We start from the raw sequence: 19,250 nt of genomic DNA, 5'->3' as shown, positions 1-19,250 counted from the left end.
GATGAAGTTCACACCAACTGTTCTTACCGAGGAGGAGGAACGGTTACGCGACGACGTACGCGAGTTCCTTGCCGCGGAGTTGCCGCCGGACTTCCGGCCGGGTTTGGGGATGGGTGCCGGCGCGAATCGTGAGTTCTCAAAGAAGCTAGCTGCGCGTGGCTGGTTGGGGATGGCGGTGCCGAAGGAGTACGGCGGGCAGGCGCGCACGGCGGTCGACCGGTTCATCGTGACCGAGGAACTGTTGTCGCGTGGTGCGCCGTTGGGTGCGCATTTCGTCGCAGACCGGCAGACCGCGCCGACGATCATGAAGTTTGGCACCGAGGAGCAGCGGCGCTACTTCGTTCCGAAGATCACCGCTGGTGAGCTTGCGTTCTCGCTGGGGATGAGCGAGCCGGATTCGGGATCGGATTTGTCGTCGGTGCGGACGGCGGGGACGAAGGTTGAGGGCGGGTGGCTGCTGAACGGCACCAAGGTCTGGACCAGTGGCGCGCATCAGAACGACTATTTCGCGGTGTTGTGTCGCACATCTCCGTTCGACGGGGACCGGCACAACGGTCTGAGCCAGTTGATCGTGGACCTGCGTGCGGAGGGCGTCACGGTCAACCCGATCCCGTTCCTCGATGGTGGGCATCATTTCAACGAGGTCGTGTTGAAGGACGTGTTCGTTCCGGATGATCGGGTGCTGGGCGAGCTGGGGTCGGGGTGGATGCAGGTGACCTCGGAGCTGGCGTATGAACGTTCTGGTCCGGATCGGTTTTTGAGTACTTTCGGGTTGTTGAAGTATTTCTTGGCCGAGCATGAGCCGTCGTCGTTGAGCAGTGAGCAGCAGCGCGTGGTTGGTCAGATCACCGCGAGGTATTGGACGATTCGGCAGTTGTCACTGTCGATCGCGCGGACGATCGATGAGGGCGGGGCGCCGGCGATCGAGGCCGCGCTGGTCAAAGACATCGGTACGAAATTTGAGCAGCAGACGATCGCGTTGATCCGTGATGTGGTCGATATCGAGCTCGATCCGCATCAGGGCAGCATGTTTGAGCTGTTGCTTGCAGAGGCCACGCTGAGCGGGCCGTCATTTACGTTGCGCGGCGGTACGACCGAAGTGCTGCGTTCGGTTGCCTCGAAAGGACTCGCGAAATGAACCAGGATCAGTCAGCTATAGCCTCGGCGTTGCGTGCGATCCTCGCTGATCACTCCACCCAGGAGTCGGTGATCGCGGCCGAAGGGCCGGGCTTCGCCGAGGAAGCGTGGAAGGTACTCGGTGAGGGCGGTTTCGCGTCGATCTCGATTCCCGAGTCGGCGGGCGGGTCCGGCGGCGACCTCGCCGATGCGTGCGTCGTACTGCATGAGGTTGGCCGGGCGGCGGCGGCGGTGCCGTTTGCCGAGCACACGTTGCTGGCCGGGTGGGCGCTGGCCGAGGCCGGACGGGCGCTGCCTGAGGGCGTGAGCACGATGTCGACTCGTTCGTCTGAGTCACTATCGGTGACTGCCGCTGACGGTGGCGCGGTGTTGGACGGCGTACTGACGCGGGTGCCGTGGGCGAGTAACGCCGCTCAGATCGTGGTGTTGGCCGACCTTGATGGTGCGGCGCAGTTGATCGTGGTGCCGACGGCGTCGGTCACGATCGAGCCCGGACGCAATGTGGCGTTGGAGTCTCGGGATCTGGTGCGGTTCGACAAGGTGAGCGTGCCGGCGGACGCGATGGTCGCGGCTCCGGCCAGTGTCACGGCGGAGGCGCTTGAGTTGCGGGCGGCGTTGAGCCGGGCCGCGTTGATCTCCGGTGCGTTGGAGCGAGTCACCGAGGTCACGGTGCGTTACACCGCTGAGCGTGAGCAGTTCGGGCGGCCTATTGCGCGGTTCCAGGCCGTCCAGCGGCATTTGGTGCGGATCGCGGAGCAGAGTGTGTCGGCGCAGATGGCGGTGGATGCGGCCGCGACGAATGCGGTGACGGGGCTGGACTTCTTCGATATCGCGTCGGCGAAGATCGTCGCAAGTGAGGCGGCCGGGATCGTGTCCGCGGCGTCACACCAGGCGCATGGGGCGATTGGTATGACGAAGGAATACGAGTTGGGTCAGCTGACGAGGCGGTTGTGGTCGTGGCGTGATGAGTGCGGCTCGGAGGCCTCGTGGTCTCGTCGGCTCGGTGCGCATCTCGCGGAGGAGGGCGCCGATGCACTGTGGCCGCGGATTACCACGGGCCTCGCGCCGGAGCGGCGTAATGAGAAGGTGGCGGGCCGATGACGCTCACGACGGTGGACGGGATCGCGGTCGAACTCGACGACCGGCTTGCGGTAGTCACGCTCAATCGACCTGAACGACTCAATGCAATCGACCAGACCATGATGAAGGGATTGGTCGACCTCTTCGATGACTTCAGCTATGACGACGACGTCTGGGCGGTCGTCATCACCGGAGCCGGCGATCGCGCCTTCTCCGCGGGCGTCGACCTCAAGGAGGTTAACTCCGGAGACCAGGCCAAGCGGATGGCGCGCAGCCCCAATGGCGGCTCGGGACGCAACGCTTTCGAGACAATCCTCGACTGCCGCAAGCCGGTCGTTGCCGCCCTCAACGGCGTCGCGGTCGGCGGCGGCTGCGAGATCTCACTCGCGTGCGACATCCGAATCGCGTCCGAAACGGCGAGATTGGGTATGCCAGAGGCAAAGCGGGGGATGGGCGCTAACTTCGGCTGCCAGATGCTGCCGCGCATTGTGCCGCGCGGAATCGCCTACGAGATGCTTTACACCGGCGAGATCATCGACGCTGCCGAGGCGTACCGCATCGGCTTGGTCAACCACGTCTACCCGGCCGAGTCGCTGATGGACGAGGCGATCAAGCTCGGGCGCACCCTTGCCGGCAACGCGCCGCTGACCGTACGCCGCTACAAGGAGATGATCACCAAGGGCGGCGACCTGCCGATCTCAGCTGCGCTGCGACTGCATGTCGGCCCGAATCCTTACACGAGCGAGGACCGGGTCGAGGGTGTCGCGGCATTTGTCGAGAAGCGGACGCCACAGTGGAAGGCTCGATAGCCGCGACGGGCGGTTTCACCGATCCATCTGCGAAGCAGCCGCTGCTCAAGCCGGCGATCGACGCGATCACCGTATCGTCGATCAGCGTCCTGCCGCTCTACCTGACCGCCGGCCTCGCCGTACAGATCAGCGCGGAACTGAGGCTCGCTCCGTCGGCACTCGGCGCTGCATCGGCGGCGTTCTTTGGCGCGCAGGCGGTGTTTTCACCGTTCACCGGCGCCCTGGTCGATCGGCTCGGCTCGAAGTTGGCCATGCGGATCTCGACGTTCATGGTTGCGATCCTGCTGCTTCTGACCGGGTTAATCGTCAACTCACTTCCCGCATTGCTGATCGCGTTGGTGATCGCAGGCGTGGGGAACGCGGTGGCACAACCAGCCACCAACCAGTTCGTGGCTGAACGAGTCACCATCACTCGTCAGGGCGTGGCGTACGGCGCGAAGCAGTCGGCGATCCCGACTGCTTCGCTGCTGGCCGGTCTCGCCGTACCCGTCCTAGGGATCACGTTTGGCTGGCGGTGGGCGTTCGGCGTGTTTGCCCTGATCGTCGCGATCATGGGCCTCCGCACTCCGGGCGGGCGTAAAGGCGCGCTGCAGCCGATCATCGTAGCCAAGTCCGATGAAGAGTTGTCGAAGCCGTTACAGACCCTGTTGGCCTTCACCTCGGGGATCGCGGCAGCCTGCGGTACGTCGATGGGCGTCTACCTCGTCTCGGCAGCGGTTGCGACCGGCTGGGCAAACGGAGCAGCAGGGCTCTTGTTCGCGTTCGCGAGCCTGACCGGCATCATCTGTCGTTTCCTTGCCGGCTGGCAGGCCGACAAGTTCCGGTTGGACCACCTCGGCACGATCGCGTGCATGATGCTGATCGGCGCAGCCGGGTGCGTCGCCATGATGTCCGATGCCAAGCCGCTGTTCGTCGTGGGCGCGCTTGTAGGTTTCGGATTTGGCTGGGGATGGCCGGGCCTGTTTATCTTTGCCGTAGTGAAGCTCAATCCCGCGCGACCGGCGGCTGCGACGGCGTTTACTCAAGTCGGCACGGCGATCGGCGCGGTGACCGGACCGCTGCTGTTCGGATTCTGGATCCAGCACCACTCGTTTGCCGGCGGGTGGGCGTTCGTCGGCGGCGGGCTGATCGTCTCGGCGCTACTGCTTCTGTACGCCGGCGCCAAGATCAGGGCAGCAGGCCGGGTCCGTGCCCGGCCGGCACACATTTCAGACCGCAGTTGAATTCCACAACGAAATCATGACGCCGATCGCACATTTGTGCCATTAAGCAGCAAGGTTTCGCCGTCGGCGTTGCCGAACCATACATTTGTGCGCGAAGACGAAACGCGACCGGGCGACGAGCGCTACTCACGTGATTAGCCCGCGTGGAAACACGGATTGTGGTCAGGCCTGGGCGTAGGTCTGCTTCTGGCGGCCTAAGCCGTCAACCTCGAGCTCGACCACGTCTCCCGCGGCTAAGAACGGGAATTTGCCGTTGCTGCCCAAGGCGACGCCGGCCGGCGTACCGGTGTTGATGACGTCGCCGGGGTAGAGGGTCATGAACTGGCTGATGTAGTGCACAAGCTCGTAGACGCCGAAGATCATGTCCGAGGTATTGCCGTCCTGGCGCAGCTCGCCATTCACCCACGTGCGAAGCGCAAGGCCCTGCGGATCGGCGATGTCGTCCGCGGTGCGGATCCACGGCCCGAACGGGTTAAATGTCGCGCAGTTCTTGCCCTTGTCCCACTGGCCGCCGCGTTCGGACTGAAATTCCCGCTCAGATACGTCGTTGCTGACGGCGTACCCGGCGATGACGCCCGCAGCGTCATCGACGCTTGAGAGGTACGCCGCTTCAGACCCGATAACTACCGCGAGTTCAACCTCCCAGTCGGTCTTCTTCGACTCGCGCGGGACGTACACCGTGTCATTGCCGCCGACAACGGTGTCCGGAGCCTTCATGAACAGGATCGGCTCGGTGGGTGGAGTAGCGCCGGTTTCGGCCGCGTGGGCGCGGTAGTTGAGCCCGACACACACGATCTTGCCAATGCCGGTCAGCGGCGGACCGAACCGGCGTACGTCGGTGACCGCGGCCAGGGACTCGGACTCGAGGGCGGCGCGAGCGCTATCCAGACCGATCGCGAGGAATCGCGGTGTGATGTCCTCGGTGATCGAGCTGAGATCGAACCACGCGCCCTCGGCGTTGCCGATGAGGGGTCGTTCAGAACCGCTGTCGCCGTGCCTGGCCAAACGCATATCAATCCTCCGAAATGACTGGGTGGGTTGAATCTAGGACTTGCTACTTGCGTGGGTGATCAGCGTCGCGACGGACCGGCGCATCTGATGCTCGCTCACCCGCGGCAGTGTCCGGCTGGCGAGATATGCCTCGTCGGTGACGCGGGACCAGTCGCAGGTCTGGGTGATCTGGGTTTCGCGCTTAGGGCCCACATCGAACTGCCAGTCCCAGCGCACGCCGATCGGCGCTTCGCCGGGCCGGGCGGGCATCCAGGCGATCTCCACGTCCGGTGTGAACGCGACGACGTGGTTGACGACCTCGTACGCCGGACCGTCCGGAAACTCTACTTTCATGCCGAAGACGTCGCCGACCTTGGTGATCCGCGCCGTACCGGTCAATGCGTGCAGCGTCCGAGACCCGTCGATGCGCACGTGGTTGGCGGGATACGTCAGGAAGTCGAAGAGGAGAGGGATCGCCGCGTCGGTGACAACGGTGATGCTCAGTCGCTTCGCAGGGTCCATGCCCATAACGGTAGTGACTCATGCTGTGTGCCGTCGAGGGGCGTTGTGCATACCGGCCGCTGCTGTTATTTTCTACCTTAAGTAGTAAGACAATGACGCCCTGCGATGCAAGGACGGTTTGCCTGTGACTGCGAGCTCAAGTGCAGGTGGCCTACCTCCTGCCGCAAACACCCGCACAATAATGCTGGGCCTCGCGCTCGTCGGATTCCTCGCGGGCTTCTGGGCGTGGGGGTTGATCAGTCCGCTGGCGCCTAGTTACGCCGCCAAGTTCCAGCTCGGCGCGTTCGAGACATCGATCCTCGTGGCCGTACCGGTGCTCGTCGGCTCACTTGGCCGGATTCCTGTCGGGGCACTCACCGACCGATACGGCGCACGCACGATGTTTCCGCTCATCAGCGCGCTCACCATCGTGCCGGTGCTGCTGGTCGGCTTCATGGGTACGTCGTACCCGCTCCTTCTGGTATTCGGATTCTTACTGGGCCTGGGAGGCACGGTCTTTGCGATCGGCGTGCCGTTGGTCAACGCGTGGTATCCGCCCGAGCGGCGGGGCACCGCGATCGGCATCTTCGGCATCGGGATGGGTGGCACGGCTGTTGCCGCGTTCACTACCAACCCGCTCGCCGAGGCGTTCAACACGAAGGCGCCGTTCGTCGTCGTAGCGATCGTGCTGGCGGTATACGCCGTCGTGGGCGCGATCTTCCTCCGGGACGCGAAACCCCCAGCCCGGCAGGAAGGGACGATGCTCGGTCGCTTCTGGACGACGTTTCGGCAGCCGGTGACTCTGCAACTGTCGTTTCTCTACACCGTAGCGTTTGGCGGCTACGTCGCATTCGGCGTATATATGCCGACATTTCTCGTCAACTCGTATGGGATCGACCAGTCCGGCGCGGCAATGCGAACCGCGGTCTTCATCATCGTCGCGGTCGCGTGCCGGCCGATCGGCGGCTGGCTATCAGACAAGTGGACGCCGATCGGCACCCTGCTCGTCTGCTATTCGGGCGTGGCGATTACGGCGTTGGGTGCGTCCTTCCATCCGCACATTCTGCCCACTCTGATACCGATCGGCTCCGTCGTTTTCCTGGTCATGGCCGTCTGCCTAGGCGCCGCGTCCGGCGCGGTCTTCGCCTTAGTCGCCGCGCTCGTGCCGAGCGATCGGGTTGGTGCGGTCACCGGAGTCGTCGGTGCGGCCGGCGGTCTCGGAGGGTTCGTGCCGCCGCTGGAAATGGGTGCTCTGTATACCTCGACCGGGAACTATCGGATTGGCCTTCTCGGTCTTGCCCTTGCGGCACTTGTTGCCGTCGTCTTCACCCAGGCCGTCTTCGGCGGGTCGAAATTCGCGACTCGCAAGCAGTCCGTCGGCGATTAGGAGAGTCGATACTGCGGTGTGCTCGATGAGCGTGCGTATAACCTTGGCTTCATCTAGGGGAAGAAGGGGTTTGGCATGTCATCACGAGTCCGCAGCAGCACCATCAGCGACGTACTAACCAGAAGTGCACGCAAAGCACCGGACAACTTAGCGGTGACGTTCGAGGACCGTAGCTGGACCTACCGGGAGTACGACGACGCGGTCTCGCGCGCCGCGAAATATCTCCGCGACCTCGGGCTCGAAAAAGGGGATCGCGTTGCGGCGTACGGCCAAAACTCCGACGCCTACGGCATTCTCTTCCTCGCATGTACGCGCGCCGGCCTGATCCATGTGCCCATCAACTATGCGCTGACCGGCGGGGAACTGTCCTACCTGATCGACCAGTCGGGATCGACAGCGATCTTCGTCGACGATCATCTGGCTGAGTACGTCGATGCGCTCGACGAGGCTCCCACGATTCGTCATTCGATGACGACGGGCCCTGACTCGATTCTCGAGGCGGCGCGCAACGGTGAGGTACCGGCGGTGGACTACGACATCGCAGATACCGACGTCGCGCAGTTGCTCTATACATCCGGTACGACGTCGCGACCGAAGGGTTCGATCATGACCCAGCGGGCGTTGGTGCACCACTACGCGTCGTGCATTGACGCCCTGGATCTAAAGCCCAATGACCGCACCCTGATCCCGATGCCCATGTACCACTCGGCGGGCATGCACTGTTTCTTCCTGCCTAACCTTGCGATTGGCGCCACGATCCACCTTATGCAGGTCCCCGTCATCCCAGAGATTTTGCGTCGGATCGAGGCGGACAAGATCGACACACTGTTCCTGGCGCCGACCGTGTGGGTGCCGCTGTCCAACCATCCGGACTTCGACAAATTCGACCTGACTTCACTGAGCAGGGCTTGCTACGGTGCGTCGATCATGCCGGTACCGGTGACTCAGCGACTGCAAAAAGCGCTGCCAGGACTGGGCTTTTACAACTGTTTCGGTCAGTCCGAGGTGGGGCCTTTGACGACGGTGCTGCGTCCCGAAGAGCACGCGGACCGGCCGGAATCGTGTGGGCGGCCGGTGCTGTTCGTCGAGATGCGCGTCGTCGATGAGGACATGAACGACGTACCGGTCGGCGAGTCCGGCGAAGTCGTCTACCGCTCGCCGCAGCTATGCGAGGGCTATTGGGATAACCCAGAGGCCACCGAGGAAGCATTCCGAGGCGGTTGGTTCCACTCCGGCGACCTGGCCAAGATGGACGACGAGGGATACATCACCGTCGTGGACCGGATCAAGGATGTCATCAACACCGGCGGCATCCTTGTCGCCTCTCGCGACGTCGAGGACGCGCTCTATACGCACCCGTCCGTTGCCGAGGTCGCGGTTGTCGCGCTGCCGGATGAGAAATGGATTGAAATCGTGTCCGCCTTCGTGGTGAAGAAGGGCGACGTGACCTCTGAAGAGCTCATCGAGCACAGCCGTAAGACGCTCGCCAAGTTCAAGGTGCCCAAGAAGGTCATCTTCGTTGACGAGCTGCCGCGCAACGGTTCGGGCAAGCTGCTCAAGCGGGTGCTTCGGGATAACGCCGCCGCCGACCCCGAAATCGCGTCATAGCCGCTCAGCCGCGGCGTACTACGTCGGTCGCTGCACCGCTGCAGATCGGAATCGCGATATCGTCGAGCCTGCTAACTGAGCAAATCTGATTTCAACACGTGAGGTCGAAGTACATGAGCGAAGTCCCGTTCGTCATGCCGTTGTTGCGCGACGGGGTCAACCCTGTCGAGGAGCTGGGGGCGCTGCGGTCCGAGCAGCCGATCGTCCAGCTCGAGATCCCGGGGATCGGGGTCAAGGTGTGGCTGGTGACGCGGTACGACGACGTCAAGGCGTTCTTGGGCGATCACGCGCGGTTCAGTAACGACTTCAGCAAGGTGACCGAGGCCGGCGAGTTGCAGATGCTCCTGCAGCAGGATCCCGGCGGTCTGGGCATGATCGACCCGCCCGACCACTCGCGGCTGCGTAAGATCCTGACGCCGGAGTTCACGATGCGTCGTCTGCGGCGGTTGGTGCCGAAGATCGACGCGATCGTCGCCGCGCAGCTCGACGAGGTTGAGAAGGCTGGCCAGGGCGCCGACCTGGTCGAGCATTACGCCATGCCGATTCCGGCGCTCGTCATCTGCGATCTGCTCGGCGTCCCGTATGAGGAACGCGATGAGTTCCAGAAGCACAGTCAGGACCGGTTTAACTTCACCGGTGACTTCTCCGACTCGCTCGGCGAGATCGGCGAGTCACTGAAGTACATGGGCGGGGTCGTGGCGAAGATTCGTCAGAACCCCAATGACGGGCTGATCGGCCAGATCATCGCCGAACACGGCGACGCAATCACCGACGTCGAGCTCGCCGGCCTCGCGGACGGCATCCTGACCGGAGGGCACGAGACCACGGCCTCGATGATCTCCCTCGCCGCGCACGTGCTGATGAAGAACCCCGATCACGTCGCCCTGATGCGTGACGGTGACGACAAGCAGGTCTCGGACATTGTGGACGAACTGCTTCGTTACCTGACCGTCGTACAGGTGCCGTTTCCTCGGCTCGCGAAGGAGGACCTCGTGCTCGGCGGCCAGCAGATCAAGGCCGGCGAGCTCGTGATCGGCTCCCTTGTCGCGGCAAATCGGGACGAGTCGCTCGGCGCCAACATGGACGAGTTCGTGCCGGAGCGTGGGTCGATGTCCCACCTCGCCTTCAGCTACGGAATTCACCGCTGTATTGGCGCGGAACTGGGGCGGATGGAACTTCGCCAGGCACTGCCGGCATTGTTCAAGCGGTTCCCAACGCTGCAGCACCAAGGACCGATCGACGAGACCGAGTTTCGGATGTTCTCCATCGTCTTCGGGATCGAAAGCCTCCCCGTCGCTTGGTAGCTCAACTCATCTGAACTCCAAACAACGCCAAACGCCCCGTTCGCTACAGCGACCGGGGCGTATGACGTTGTGCAAGAAGAGTGCTACTTAGCGGGGCGGAAGCGGGGTAGCGCCGTACCGTCCTCGGTCGGGGTGAAGGCGACCTCCACCGGCTTACCGATGACAAGGTCCTCGTCGGTCCAGTCAACGATGTTGGTCATTACCTTCGGGCCTTCTTCGAGCTGCACGTAGGCGAGGATGAATGGGCCGGCCTTCGCATAGTCGCCGAGGCCCTTGCGGGTCTTCGTCCAGCTGTAGATCTCGCCCTTGCCGCTGCCGGTGAACCACTCGAGCGACGTACCGGAGCATTCGGGGCACATCATGCGTGGGTACCAGATGACGCTCTGGCAGCTGGTGCAGCGCTGCAGCAGCAGCTCGCCGCGCTTCGTGGCTTCCCAGAACTCCGTCGTATCCGGAGTAATCGGCGGGACGGGGTTAGGCAATGTTGTTTCGGTCATGCTGATTCCCTTCCGAGAATAAGAGTCGCGCTACCCATGCGGTTGCCGATCGAGCCGCCGGTGCCGTGCACCAGGGCAATCTCGCAGTCCGGTACCTGTACGGGCGCGTTGGCTTCGCCGCGCAGCTGGCGCATCGCTTCGATGACCTTGGTGATGCCGCCACGGTTGGTGGGGTGGTTGTTGCAGAGGCCGCCACCGTCGGTGTTGAACGGCAGCTTGCCGAACGGCGCCTCAAGCGCGCCGTCGAGGACCCACTCACCGCCCTTGCCCTTTTCGCAGAACCCGAGGTCTTCGATCGTCTCGAGGACGGTGATCGTGAAGGAGTCGTAAATCGACGCGTAGTTGATGTCGGCGTGCTTGATGCCGGCCTCTTCGAACGCGCGCGGACCGGACCAGCGAGCACCGGTGAAGGTGAGGTCGAGATTGCCGCTGCCGGTGTGCTTGATCGTCTCGCCATGCCCGAGGATCGACACCGACTGGCGCTTCAGATCCTTCGCGACATCTTTGTGCACCAACACGAGCGCGCCTCCGCCGTCGGTGACGACGCAGCAGTCCAAACGGTGCAGCGGATCGCTGACCATGGGGGACTCAAGTACCTCTTCGACAGTGACTTCCTTGGGCAGGAACGCATTGGGGTTGTGCTTCGCGTGCTTCGACGCGGCGACCTTGATCGCGGCCAGTTGCTCGCTTGTCGTGCCGAACTCGGCCATGTGGCGCTGCGCGGCGAGGGCGTAGCCACCCGGTGTCGTCAGGCCGTAGATGTCCTCGAACGGGTATTCGGGCGCGTTCTTCGGGCGGGACCACGCCGGCCCGGTGCGCGGTTTACCGCCGAGGGTAATCAGCGCAACCTTGCATTTGCCGGCCGCGATGGCGGCAGCAGCGTGCCCCACATGGGCGACGTACGACGACCCGCCCATCTCGGTCGTGTCCAGGTAAGAGAGCTTCAGGCCCATGTAGTTGGCCATCGTGAGCCCGCCGAAGCCGGGGGCGTCGCCGGAGCAGAAGTAGCCGTCGACATCGGCAAGTGTCAGTCCTGCATCGGCGACCGCGCCGAGCGCAACTTCGGCGTGGATCTGGGCATGTGAGGTGTCGGGCAGGTGACGACCCGGGTGTTCGTAAGCGCCAACCAGAACGGCTGAGTACTTAGCTGTCATTATTCGGAAACTCCGATTCGCGTTTGTGCTGGCGCGGTGTCCGCGTCGCCCAGCGGTGTGCGTGAGGCCGGATTACCTCTGCTCGTCACATTAACGGATCCGCATACAAAGTAGAACGCGGTACTAGTTAACGTTGCTAAAGACACGTTGGCCCCGTGCCCATCCCTGGGCAGCCGGTGAGGGCCGCCCCGCGGCATACTCGTTAACATCGCTAAGCACTCTTCGGCGAACATAGGGAATTGATGACCGATCAGCTCAGCGACCAGGGCCGTCAGCCGTTGATGTCGCGCCGGGCCATCAACTTCACGATGACCGGGATCGTTCTGTCGCTGTTCGTCGGCATCATGTCGGGCACTATTATCGCCAACGCGCTCCCGGTGATCATCCGCGAACTGCACGGTAGCCAGAGCCAATACACCTGGATCGTGGCTATCACCCTTCTGGTGTCGACGGCCGTGACGCCGGTGTGGGGAAAAATTTCCGACGTTTACAACAAGAAGACTCTCCTGCTTGCCGGGGTCGGAATCTACGTTGTGGGCTCGATGCTGTGCGGCATATCTGGAAGCGTGACATGGTTACTGTTCGCGCGTGGGCTCCAAGGGATCGGTCACGCCGGTCTCCAAGCGATGGGCCAGATCGTGATGGCGGCGATCGTCAGCCCCCGCGAGCGCGGGAAATACTCCGGCTACATCGGGTCGGCGTTCGGCGTCGGGACCGTCGCAGGGCCGCTGGTCGGTGGGGTCATCGTAGACACCCCGTGGCTGGGCTGGCACTGGTGTTTCTTCATCGTCGTACCAATCGCGATCGTGTCGATGGTGCTCGTGTATCGCAACCTCACGCTGCCGGCCGTGACCGCGGGCAAGGTCAAGATCGACATCATCGGCGCGGCGCTGCTCAGCGCAGCGATCAGCGGATTCATGGTCTGGGTCACGATTGCCGGACGGGACTTCCCGTGGATGTCGCTGCCGTCGGCGGCACTTGTCGTCCCATCAGCGATCGCGCTGGTGGTATTCGTCCTTTATGAACTGCGCGTCGCCGTACCGCTGATTCCGCTGAACCTATTCGCGAATCGCACCATGCTGATGGCGATTGTGCTGAGTATCAACGTCGGGCTCATGACGTTCGGCCTGCCGCCGTTTCTCGGCCAGTACTTCCAGGTCGCGCGCGGCCACACCGCCACTGAGTCCGGTCTGCTTACGTTACCGATGATCATCGGGCTGGTCGCGCTGTCGACATACAGTGGATACCGGGTGACAAGGACCGGTCGCTGGAAGTTGTGGCTGGTCACGGGCATGGCGCTCATGACGGTCGCCAGCGTCGGCATGATCTTCCTAACTTCACAGACTCCGATATGGCTGGTCGGTGTGTGGATCTGGCTGCTCGGCATGGCGCTGGGAATGACTTCGCAAAACACGGTTCTCGCGGTTCAAAACAGCGTGCCGACGGCGGACCTTGGCGCCGCAACGGCGCTCGTCGGCTTTTTCCGGTCATTCGGCGGCGGCGCGGGTGTCGCCATACTCGGCGTCATGCTCAACAACCGCCTTGGCGCGGTTCTCGCCGACGGGCTTGCCACGCTGCCCGGCGCTCACCCGACTGCCGATGCTCTACTCGGGTCACTTGGCGATGTTGGCACGATGCCGGCAGGTATGCGCGCAGTCGTCCGCGACTCGTATGGCCTGGCGACCGGACACATCTTCTGGCTCATGGCCGCGATGGCAGTCATATCGTTGATCTGCGTGCTGAACATGCGCGAACAGTTGCTGCGAACGACGATCGACGAGACGACAGATGGTGACCCGATAAACGAGGGCGACTCGGGGACCGGCAGTGCGCGTCGCGAGCGCGGCGGCGTTGTCTAGGCTGCTGGGAAGCCCGCACGCCTTCCGATAGAAGAGGACTCCATGAGCGCTTCGTTTACCGACCAGACCCGCTTCGACGGCAAGGTCGTCCTGATTACCGGCGGCTCGTCGGGGCTTGGCGCGGCGATGGCCGAGGGATTCGCCGGTCAGGGCGCGGACCTAGTAGTGAGCGGGCGACGAATGGATCGGTTGGAGCAGACCGCTGCCGCGGTCGAAAAGCTGGGCCGGCGGTGCTTGCCAGTGCAGGCTGATGTCAGCAGCCCAGAAGATTGCGAACGGCTGGCCGAGGCCGCGATCGAGGAGTTCGGCCGCCTCGACGTACTCATCAACAATGCCGGGATCGGTACGGCGAACCCGATGACCCGCGAGAAGCCCGAGGACTTCCGGCAGGTCATCGACATCAACCTCAACGGCACCTATTGGATGTCGCAGTCGGCGGCCCGCCGGATGAAGCCGGGCAGCAACATCATCAACATTTCCAGCGTGCTCGCGACTACCTCGACCGGACTGCCGCAGGGCGCCTACACCGCGAGCAAGGCGGCCGTCATCGGGTTAGCGCGCGACCTCGCGGTGCAGCTGACCGGGCGCAAGGGGATCCGCGTCAACGCGATCCAGCCCGGCTACTTCCCTTCCGAGATGACCGACGCGCAAGACGCGGACTTCCTGAAGCGGGTCGCCGACCGCGCGCCGGCCGGCCGTCTCGGTGAGTCCTCCGAACTGGTCAACGCGGCGATTTTTCTAGCGTCCGACGCGGCGTCGTACATCACGGGCGTGAGCCTGCCGGTCGACGGCGGCCTGCTGCTCAACTAGACCGCATTCGCTTGGCGTTAACGAATAGCGCATCCTGGCACGCGCAGCAAATGTGCATTTAACGAAGGTTGCAATTCACCCCTCGTCCGGTGCTATCTGCCTTCGCATAGGGGATTTTCTGCGAATATCGAAGATGCCGACGCGTTGCGAGAACCCTGATTAGTTAACGGGAGCGGGCTTCTTCGCACGCGGGCGAAGGGGTGTGTATTCATGCGGAAAATCTCAACCGCCGTCATGGCAGGTGCCATAGCGCTGACACTCTCAGTGGCTGGGTGCAGCACCAAGGGCGGAAGCACCGGTGCGCAGAAGAGCAGCAAGGGCGGGATCAAGACCGACTTCGGCGTCACGGACAGCACGATCAATCTCGGCATGCTGGTCGACGAGTCCGGCGTTTTCAAGGTCATCGGTATTGCCCAGGCCGAGGGAAGCGAACTGTGGGCGGACGACGTCAACGCCGCCGGTGGAGTGTGCGGACGCCAGATCAAGATCGAGACCCGCGACGACGGTTACAACGCCGAGAAGGCGGTCACCCTGTACGCCGCAATGAAGGGCAACCTCGTCGGAATGCTGCAGGTGCTGGGCTCGCCGATCGTCGCCGCACTGAAGTCGCAGATCCTCAGCGACAACATGCTCTCCATCCCGGCGTCCTGGGCGACCGGCAACCTCGCGTCGCCGGCGATCCTTCAGGTGGGTTCGACGTACGCCATCGAGATGATCAACGCGATGAGCTACGTCCAGAAGCAGGGCCTGATCAAGGACGGCGACAAGCTCGGGATCATCTACATCACCGGTGAGTACGGCGGGGACGGTCTGCTCGGCGCGCAGCACTACGTCGCGTCGCACAACCAGACACTGGTGCCGATCCAGGTGACCGGCGACAACAACGACATGTCCTCGGCGATCACGCAGTTGAAGAGCAAAGGGGTCTCGGCCGTTTTGGTCACCACCACGCCGGTGCAGATGGGCTCCGCGGCGACGCAGATGGCCGCCCAGGGTCTCGGCGCTCTGCCTCTGATTGGGGTCAACCCCACGTTTGATCCGACTCTGTTGCAGACCCCCGCGAAGAGCGCGCTCGGCCACTACTACCGCGGCACTTTCATCGCCCCGTTTGACGCGAACAAGCCGATCACCCAGAAGATCGCTAAGGAGTACGAGGCGAAGTACAAGGATCCCGAACAGGATGGAATCAACATCGGCTACTCATTCGGGCTGGCCTACCAAGCGGTCCTTGAGCGCGCCTGCAAAGACAAAGACATGACCCGCCAGGGACTCATGACGGCCGCGCGCAAGATCAAGGTCGACACCCAAGGGCTCACCGCGCCTCTGGACTACTCGAAGCAGGGCGACGTCGCGACTCGGTCCACGTTCGTCGAGCAGGTCGACCCGGCCGCCAAAGGCTCGCTGAAGATCGTGCAAGAACTGAACGAGTCGCCCGAAGCCAAGAGCTTCAACATCCCGTCGGCAAAATAGTCTTCCGCGCTACAACTAACGAACGCTAGACGGTCGCGGTACGACGTACCCGGTGTTTCCACCGCTTGCCGAGACCGAGATAGGCGCCTGCGTTGCAGGCCAGCAGCGCGATGAGGATGATCGCGTTGAGCAGGTGCTCATCCAGGAACGGGTTTTGCGCGATCGGCCATGAGGCGGCGTACATGAGGAGAAGCAGCACGGCGCCGGCAATGCACGCGATCCACATCCCGAGCCCAACCATGAGGCAGAGACCGATGCCGACAAGTCCGACCATGAAGACCCAGTCCGCCCAGGCGTGTCCCTCGAAGATCTTGAAGAACGACTTGAACGGGTTATCGGACTTCGGACCGGTGACTCCTGCTAGGTAGGCCGCGGTCGGTCGGCCGCCGTGGATCCACGCGTCGCCGCTCGCCGTTGAGCGACCGAACCCGAACGTCTTGTCCAGGAATGCCCATAGAAACTGCCAGCCCAGCAGGATCCGGACAAGCCCGAGCAGGTAGCCGCCGAACTTCGACATACGCGCGCCGGCGACCTGCGGTTCGGGCGTGGACACGGGCGGCTCGAACGAGTGGTCTGCCGGCCCGCCGGTGATCGGATCTTTGAACTCGTATGGGTCCGACGTACTCGACGTCGGCATGTAGGACGTGCGGTCTGCCTCGTCGCCTGGAACGTTCGGCCGGTCCGAGACCGGGTAGGCGGTGGTCTGCTCGGACGGGGGCGGCTGATATCCGGCGGGTTGTGGCGCACCGGGCTGCGGCGGGTACGGCTGCGGCTGTCCCTGGTTTGCGTCATGCTCGTTATGCGTCATCTCGATGACCTTCATTCGTGTCGATAGTGGCAAGTGCCCGGCAGAGTCGAATGGTGAGCGGTTTTTCGTCACTAGAGCATAGTTCGGCGATCGATGATAGGCGTCGGATCCAGCCTTTCAGGCATGTCGAACAACAGATACTGTTCCCTCACGCGTGTGTTGCTCAGCGCTGCGCCGAGAGGGGACGACAATATGACCGCCGATATACCAACCAATGGGATCGATTTTGATGTGCGCGTGCGCGACCTGCTGGAGGAGTACGGCGATCCGCAGGCCTGCGCGGCAGAACTGCTCTGCGACCGGCATCCGGCGGATGCGGTGGCCTTCACGCTCGTCGAGCCCAACCTCTCTGCCAAGGACATCACGTACGGCGAACTGCGCGACAAGTCGCGGATCTTTGCCGCGGCGCTCGCGGACCTCGGCGTCGAGCAAGGCGACGCCGTCGGCGTACTGATGGGCAAATCCGAGGCACTCGTGGTGGCATTGCTGGGAATCTGGCGGCGCGGCGCCGTACACGTCCCGCTGTTTACCGCGTTCGCGGCGCCGGCGATCGCGCTGCGGCTCACTGCCAGCGAGGCCAAGGTTGTCATCGTGGACGAGGACCAGAAGCCCAAGCTGGCGCCGAGCGAGGACATGCCGGACGGTGACTGGACGACCGTCGTCGTCGGCGCGGTGGCGGACGGCGAGCGTTCCTTCAGCGAGTTGATGGCGTCGTACGACGTGGACTCCCCGGGCAACGAGGCATGCATCACCGGCGGCGACGCGCCACTGATCCTGCTGTTTACGTCAGGGACGACCGGCGTACCGAAGGGCGTGCCGATCCCGGTGCGCGCGCTGGCGTCGATCCACTCGTACCTCGAGTTCGCGGTCGACCTACGACGCTCCGACACGTTCTGGAACGCCGCCGATCCGGGCTGGGCCTATGGGCTGTTTTATGCGATTGCCGGTCCGCTGGCGATCGGGCAGCCCAGCATCCTGCTGCACGCGGGCTTCTCGCCAGCCCTGTCGTGGGCGGTCATGGACAAATTTGGGGTGACCAACTTTGCCGGCGCCCCAACGGTTTATCGAGCTCTGCGTAACGACCCGACGCCGATTCCTGAGGGCGTATCACTGCGCCGCGCATCGTCGGCCGGGGAGCCGCTGACGCCGGACGTGATCACCTGGGCGCAGGAGAAGTTGGGTACGACGGTGCGCGACCACTACGGGCAGACCGAGCAGGGAATGATGATCTGCAACTGCTGGGCCGACGGGCTCCGTGAAGACGTGCGACCCGGGTCGATGGGACGCCCGATTCCCGGCTGGGCGCCGAAGTACTCCTCGACGGCTCCGACGAGATCGCGCCTGCCGGAACCGCCGGCCGGGTTGCCATCGACACGACGGCGAGCCCGATGATGTGGTTCACCGGTTACCTCAATTCGTCGGAGAAGACGCGGGAGCGGTACAGCGCCGACGGGCGTTGGTACCTCACCGGCGACGCGGGCAGCAAGGACGCCGACGGGCACTTCTACTTCTCCAGTCGCGATGACGACGTGATCATCATGGCCGGCTACCGGATCGGCCCGTTCGAGGTCGAGAGCGTGCTCGCCATGCACGACGCCGTCGCTGAGTGTGCCGTCGTCGGCGTACCGGACGAACTGCGTGGCGAGGTTCTAGAGGCGTACGTCGTACTCGCGACTGGGGTCTCCGGCAGTGACGATCTGACTGGGGAGCTCCAGTCACTGGTGAAGACGAAGTTCGCCGCGCACGCCTACCCTCGGGTCGTGCATTACGTCGCCGAGCTGCCGAAGACGCCTAGCGGCAAGGTGCAGCGCTACATTCTGCGCAAGGAACGCACGGCCGAACTTCGCCAGCACTAAATGGGTTCTGCTAGCCCCGCATGTCCGACGGCACCGGCGGGGTGATGTTGAGGGCGTGCATCAGCAACGCCAGATGCGTGTAATGGCCGACCATGCAGGTGAGCTCGACGAGACCTTGTTCCCCCCATCGATCGGTGACTTCGCTGACGAGCTGCGCATCGAGAGGTTTCATCTTCAGCAACGCGGTCGCGGCCTTCCAGGCGAGTGCGGCGTCCGCCTCTTCGGGTTGGGTGTTCTTGCGGATCCGGTCGATGTCCTCTTCGGTGATGAGCTTGCGCGTGCGCACGATGTTGGCGTGCGCGTACCACTCGAACTCCGCCTCGTGATGGATCGCGGCGGTCAGGATCGCCGTCTCGGTGGCCGCCGGCGGGAGGTCCGTCTGGTGCCGCAGCGCGAGACCAAGCTGCTGCACGGCGTGCCCGACCTTCGGCGCGCGCAGCAGCGGATCGAACGGGCCGCGCAGCTCGCCCTTGTCGGCGGTCAGCGAGGTGTTCTTGCTGATCGGCTTGCGGCCGTCGAGGATCGCGTCGTAGAGCGCGCGCTGCTCATCGGTGAGATCGGCTTCGGGGATCGGTGTGAGCACCGGGGGAGTAGTCATGCCCCGAGTGTGCCACCCAACCGCCATCCGTCACTTATGGTGGGCGATCCGTCACGACTTGTTTCTGTCGCATCGTGTTGGCAACGGGCGGCGAGCCCAGTGCGCATCCCGGTTCGCACACCGATACTGTCGCCCTGTAAGTCCGCTGCGGCCCGACAG

At 63.6% G+C, this 19,250-nt stretch carries 18 protein-coding genes; 12 read left to right on the top strand and 6 right to left on the bottom strand.

Going from position 1 to position 19,250, the window contains the following annotated elements; translation table 11 throughout:
- The first annotated feature begins 1 nt into the window (after nt 1).
- The 4 genes from CLV47_RS07745 to CLV47_RS07730 are packed head-to-tail and all read left to right on the top strand — an operon-like array spanning nt 2 to nt 4,249.
- The gene (locus tag CLV47_RS07745) at nt 2–1,138 is read left to right on the top strand and encodes an acyl-CoA dehydrogenase family protein (RefSeq protein WP_106348464.1); all 1,137 of its coding nucleotides are present in this window, start codon (nt 2–4) and stop codon (nt 1,136–1,138) included.
- Entirely contained in the window at nt 1,135–2,238 is a 1,104-nt protein-coding gene (locus CLV47_RS07740) for an acyl-CoA dehydrogenase family protein (RefSeq protein ID WP_106348463.1), read from the top strand. The genes CLV47_RS07745 and CLV47_RS07740 overlap by 4 nt, the downstream gene beginning before the upstream one ends.
- Nucleotides 2,235–3,026, top strand: coding sequence for an enoyl-CoA hydratase/isomerase family protein (locus tag CLV47_RS07735; RefSeq protein WP_106348462.1), 792 nt, complete (start codon nt 2,235–2,237; stop codon nt 3,024–3,026). The genes CLV47_RS07740 and CLV47_RS07735 overlap by 4 nt, the downstream gene beginning before the upstream one ends.
- Nucleotides 3,011–4,249, top strand: a complete 1,239-nt coding sequence (locus CLV47_RS07730; RefSeq protein ID WP_106348461.1) for an MFS transporter — start codon at nt 3,011–3,013, stop codon at nt 4,247–4,249. The genes CLV47_RS07735 and CLV47_RS07730 overlap by 16 nt, the downstream gene beginning before the upstream one ends.
- A gap of 162 nt (nt 4,250–4,411) precedes the next feature.
- On the opposite strand, the gene CLV47_RS07725 is transcribed toward CLV47_RS07730, so the two are convergent.
- Nucleotides 4,412–5,260 (bottom strand): fumarylacetoacetate hydrolase family protein, encoded by an 849-nt coding sequence (locus tag CLV47_RS07725; RefSeq protein WP_106348460.1) that lies wholly within the window; start codon nt 5,258–5,260, stop codon nt 4,412–4,414.
- A gap of 33 nt (nt 5,261–5,293) precedes the next feature.
- Entirely contained in the window at nt 5,294–5,761 is a 468-nt protein-coding gene (locus CLV47_RS07720; RefSeq protein WP_146135318.1) for an SRPBCC family protein, read from the bottom strand.
- A gap of 124 nt (nt 5,762–5,885) precedes the next feature.
- On the opposite strand from CLV47_RS07720, the gene CLV47_RS07715 reads away from it, so the two are divergent.
- The 3 genes from CLV47_RS07715 (at nt 5,886) to CLV47_RS07705 (ending at nt 10,039) form a co-directional block, all read left to right on the top strand.
- On the top strand, nt 5,886–7,127 hold the full coding sequence (locus CLV47_RS07715) for an MFS transporter (RefSeq protein ID WP_238145277.1): 1,242 nt from the start codon (nt 5,886–5,888) through the stop codon (nt 7,125–7,127).
- A 75-nt stretch (nt 7,128–7,202) separates the two neighbouring features.
- Entirely contained in the window at nt 7,203–8,735 is a 1,533-nt protein-coding gene (locus CLV47_RS07710; RefSeq protein ID WP_106348457.1) for a fatty acyl-CoA synthetase, read from the top strand.
- Between the two features lie 113 nt (nt 8,736–8,848).
- Entirely contained in the window at nt 8,849–10,039 is a 1,191-nt protein-coding gene (locus CLV47_RS07705) for a cytochrome P450 (RefSeq protein WP_106348456.1), read from the top strand.
- A gap of 83 nt (nt 10,040–10,122) precedes the next feature.
- Here CLV47_RS07705 and CLV47_RS07700 read toward each other — a convergent pair whose 3' ends face one another.
- A complete protein-coding gene (locus CLV47_RS07700; protein ID WP_106348455.1) occupies nt 10,123–10,536 on the bottom strand; it encodes a Zn-ribbon domain-containing OB-fold protein in 414 nt (137 codons plus the stop codon).
- Nucleotides 10,533–11,690: a thiolase domain-containing protein gene (locus CLV47_RS07695; protein WP_106348454.1), complete on the bottom strand. Its 1,158-nt coding sequence runs from the start codon at nt 11,688–11,690 to the stop codon at nt 10,533–10,535. Before CLV47_RS07695 ends, CLV47_RS07700 begins: the two co-directional genes overlap by 4 nt.
- Before the next feature lie 242 nt (nt 11,691–11,932).
- On the opposite strand from CLV47_RS07695, the gene CLV47_RS07690 reads away from it, so the two are divergent.
- The 3 genes from CLV47_RS07690 (at nt 11,933) to CLV47_RS07680 (ending at nt 15,829) form a co-directional block, all read left to right on the top strand.
- Complete coding sequence (locus CLV47_RS07690) at nt 11,933–13,549, top strand: MDR family MFS transporter (RefSeq protein WP_106348453.1); 1,617 nt, start codon at nt 11,933–11,935, stop codon at nt 13,547–13,549.
- A gap of 42 nt (nt 13,550–13,591) precedes the next feature.
- Nucleotides 13,592–14,359, top strand: a complete 768-nt coding sequence (locus tag CLV47_RS07685; protein WP_106348452.1) for an SDR family NAD(P)-dependent oxidoreductase — start codon at nt 13,592–13,594, stop codon at nt 14,357–14,359.
- Nucleotides 14,360–14,569: 210 nt separating this feature from the next.
- Complete coding sequence (locus CLV47_RS07680; protein WP_106348451.1) at nt 14,570–15,829, top strand: ABC transporter substrate-binding protein; 1,260 nt, start codon at nt 14,570–14,572, stop codon at nt 15,827–15,829.
- A 25-nt stretch (nt 15,830–15,854) separates the two neighbouring features.
- Here the strand turns inward: CLV47_RS07680 and CLV47_RS07675 are convergent, their stop codons facing one another.
- Nucleotides 15,855–16,637 carry a DoxX family protein gene (locus CLV47_RS07675; RefSeq protein WP_146135317.1) on the bottom strand — a complete coding sequence of 261 codons (783 nt, stop codon included), beginning with the start codon at nt 16,635–16,637 and terminating at the stop codon, nt 15,855–15,857.
- 192 nt (nt 16,638–16,829) lie between these two features.
- Between CLV47_RS07675 and CLV47_RS07670 the strand changes: the two genes are divergently transcribed.
- Both CLV47_RS07670 and CLV47_RS22600 read left to right on the top strand, forming a co-directional pair.
- Complete coding sequence (locus CLV47_RS07670; RefSeq protein ID WP_202862452.1) at nt 16,830–18,029, top strand: AMP-binding protein; 1,200 nt, start codon at nt 16,830–16,832, stop codon at nt 18,027–18,029.
- The gene (locus CLV47_RS22600; protein WP_202862451.1) at nt 18,026–18,493 is read left to right on the top strand and encodes an AMP-binding enzyme; all 468 of its coding nucleotides are present in this window, start codon (nt 18,026–18,028) and stop codon (nt 18,491–18,493) included. The genes CLV47_RS07670 and CLV47_RS22600 overlap by 4 nt, the downstream gene beginning before the upstream one ends.
- Nucleotides 18,494–18,503: 10 nt before the next feature.
- Here CLV47_RS22600 and CLV47_RS07665 read toward each other — a convergent pair whose 3' ends face one another.
- Nucleotides 18,504–19,091 carry a carboxymuconolactone decarboxylase family protein gene (locus CLV47_RS07665; protein ID WP_146135316.1) on the bottom strand — a complete coding sequence of 196 codons (588 nt, stop codon included), beginning with the start codon at nt 19,089–19,091 and terminating at the stop codon, nt 18,504–18,506.
- Between the last annotated feature and the right edge of the window lie 159 nt (nt 19,092–19,250).

This window comes from Antricoccus suffuscus (assembly GCF_003003235.1).
GTDB classification, from domain to species: domain Bacteria; phylum Actinomycetota; class Actinomycetes; order Mycobacteriales; family Antricoccaceae; genus Antricoccus; species Antricoccus suffuscus.
Note: the sequence above shows the minus strand (reverse complement) of the source record. Positions and strands in the feature narration are given on the sequence as shown.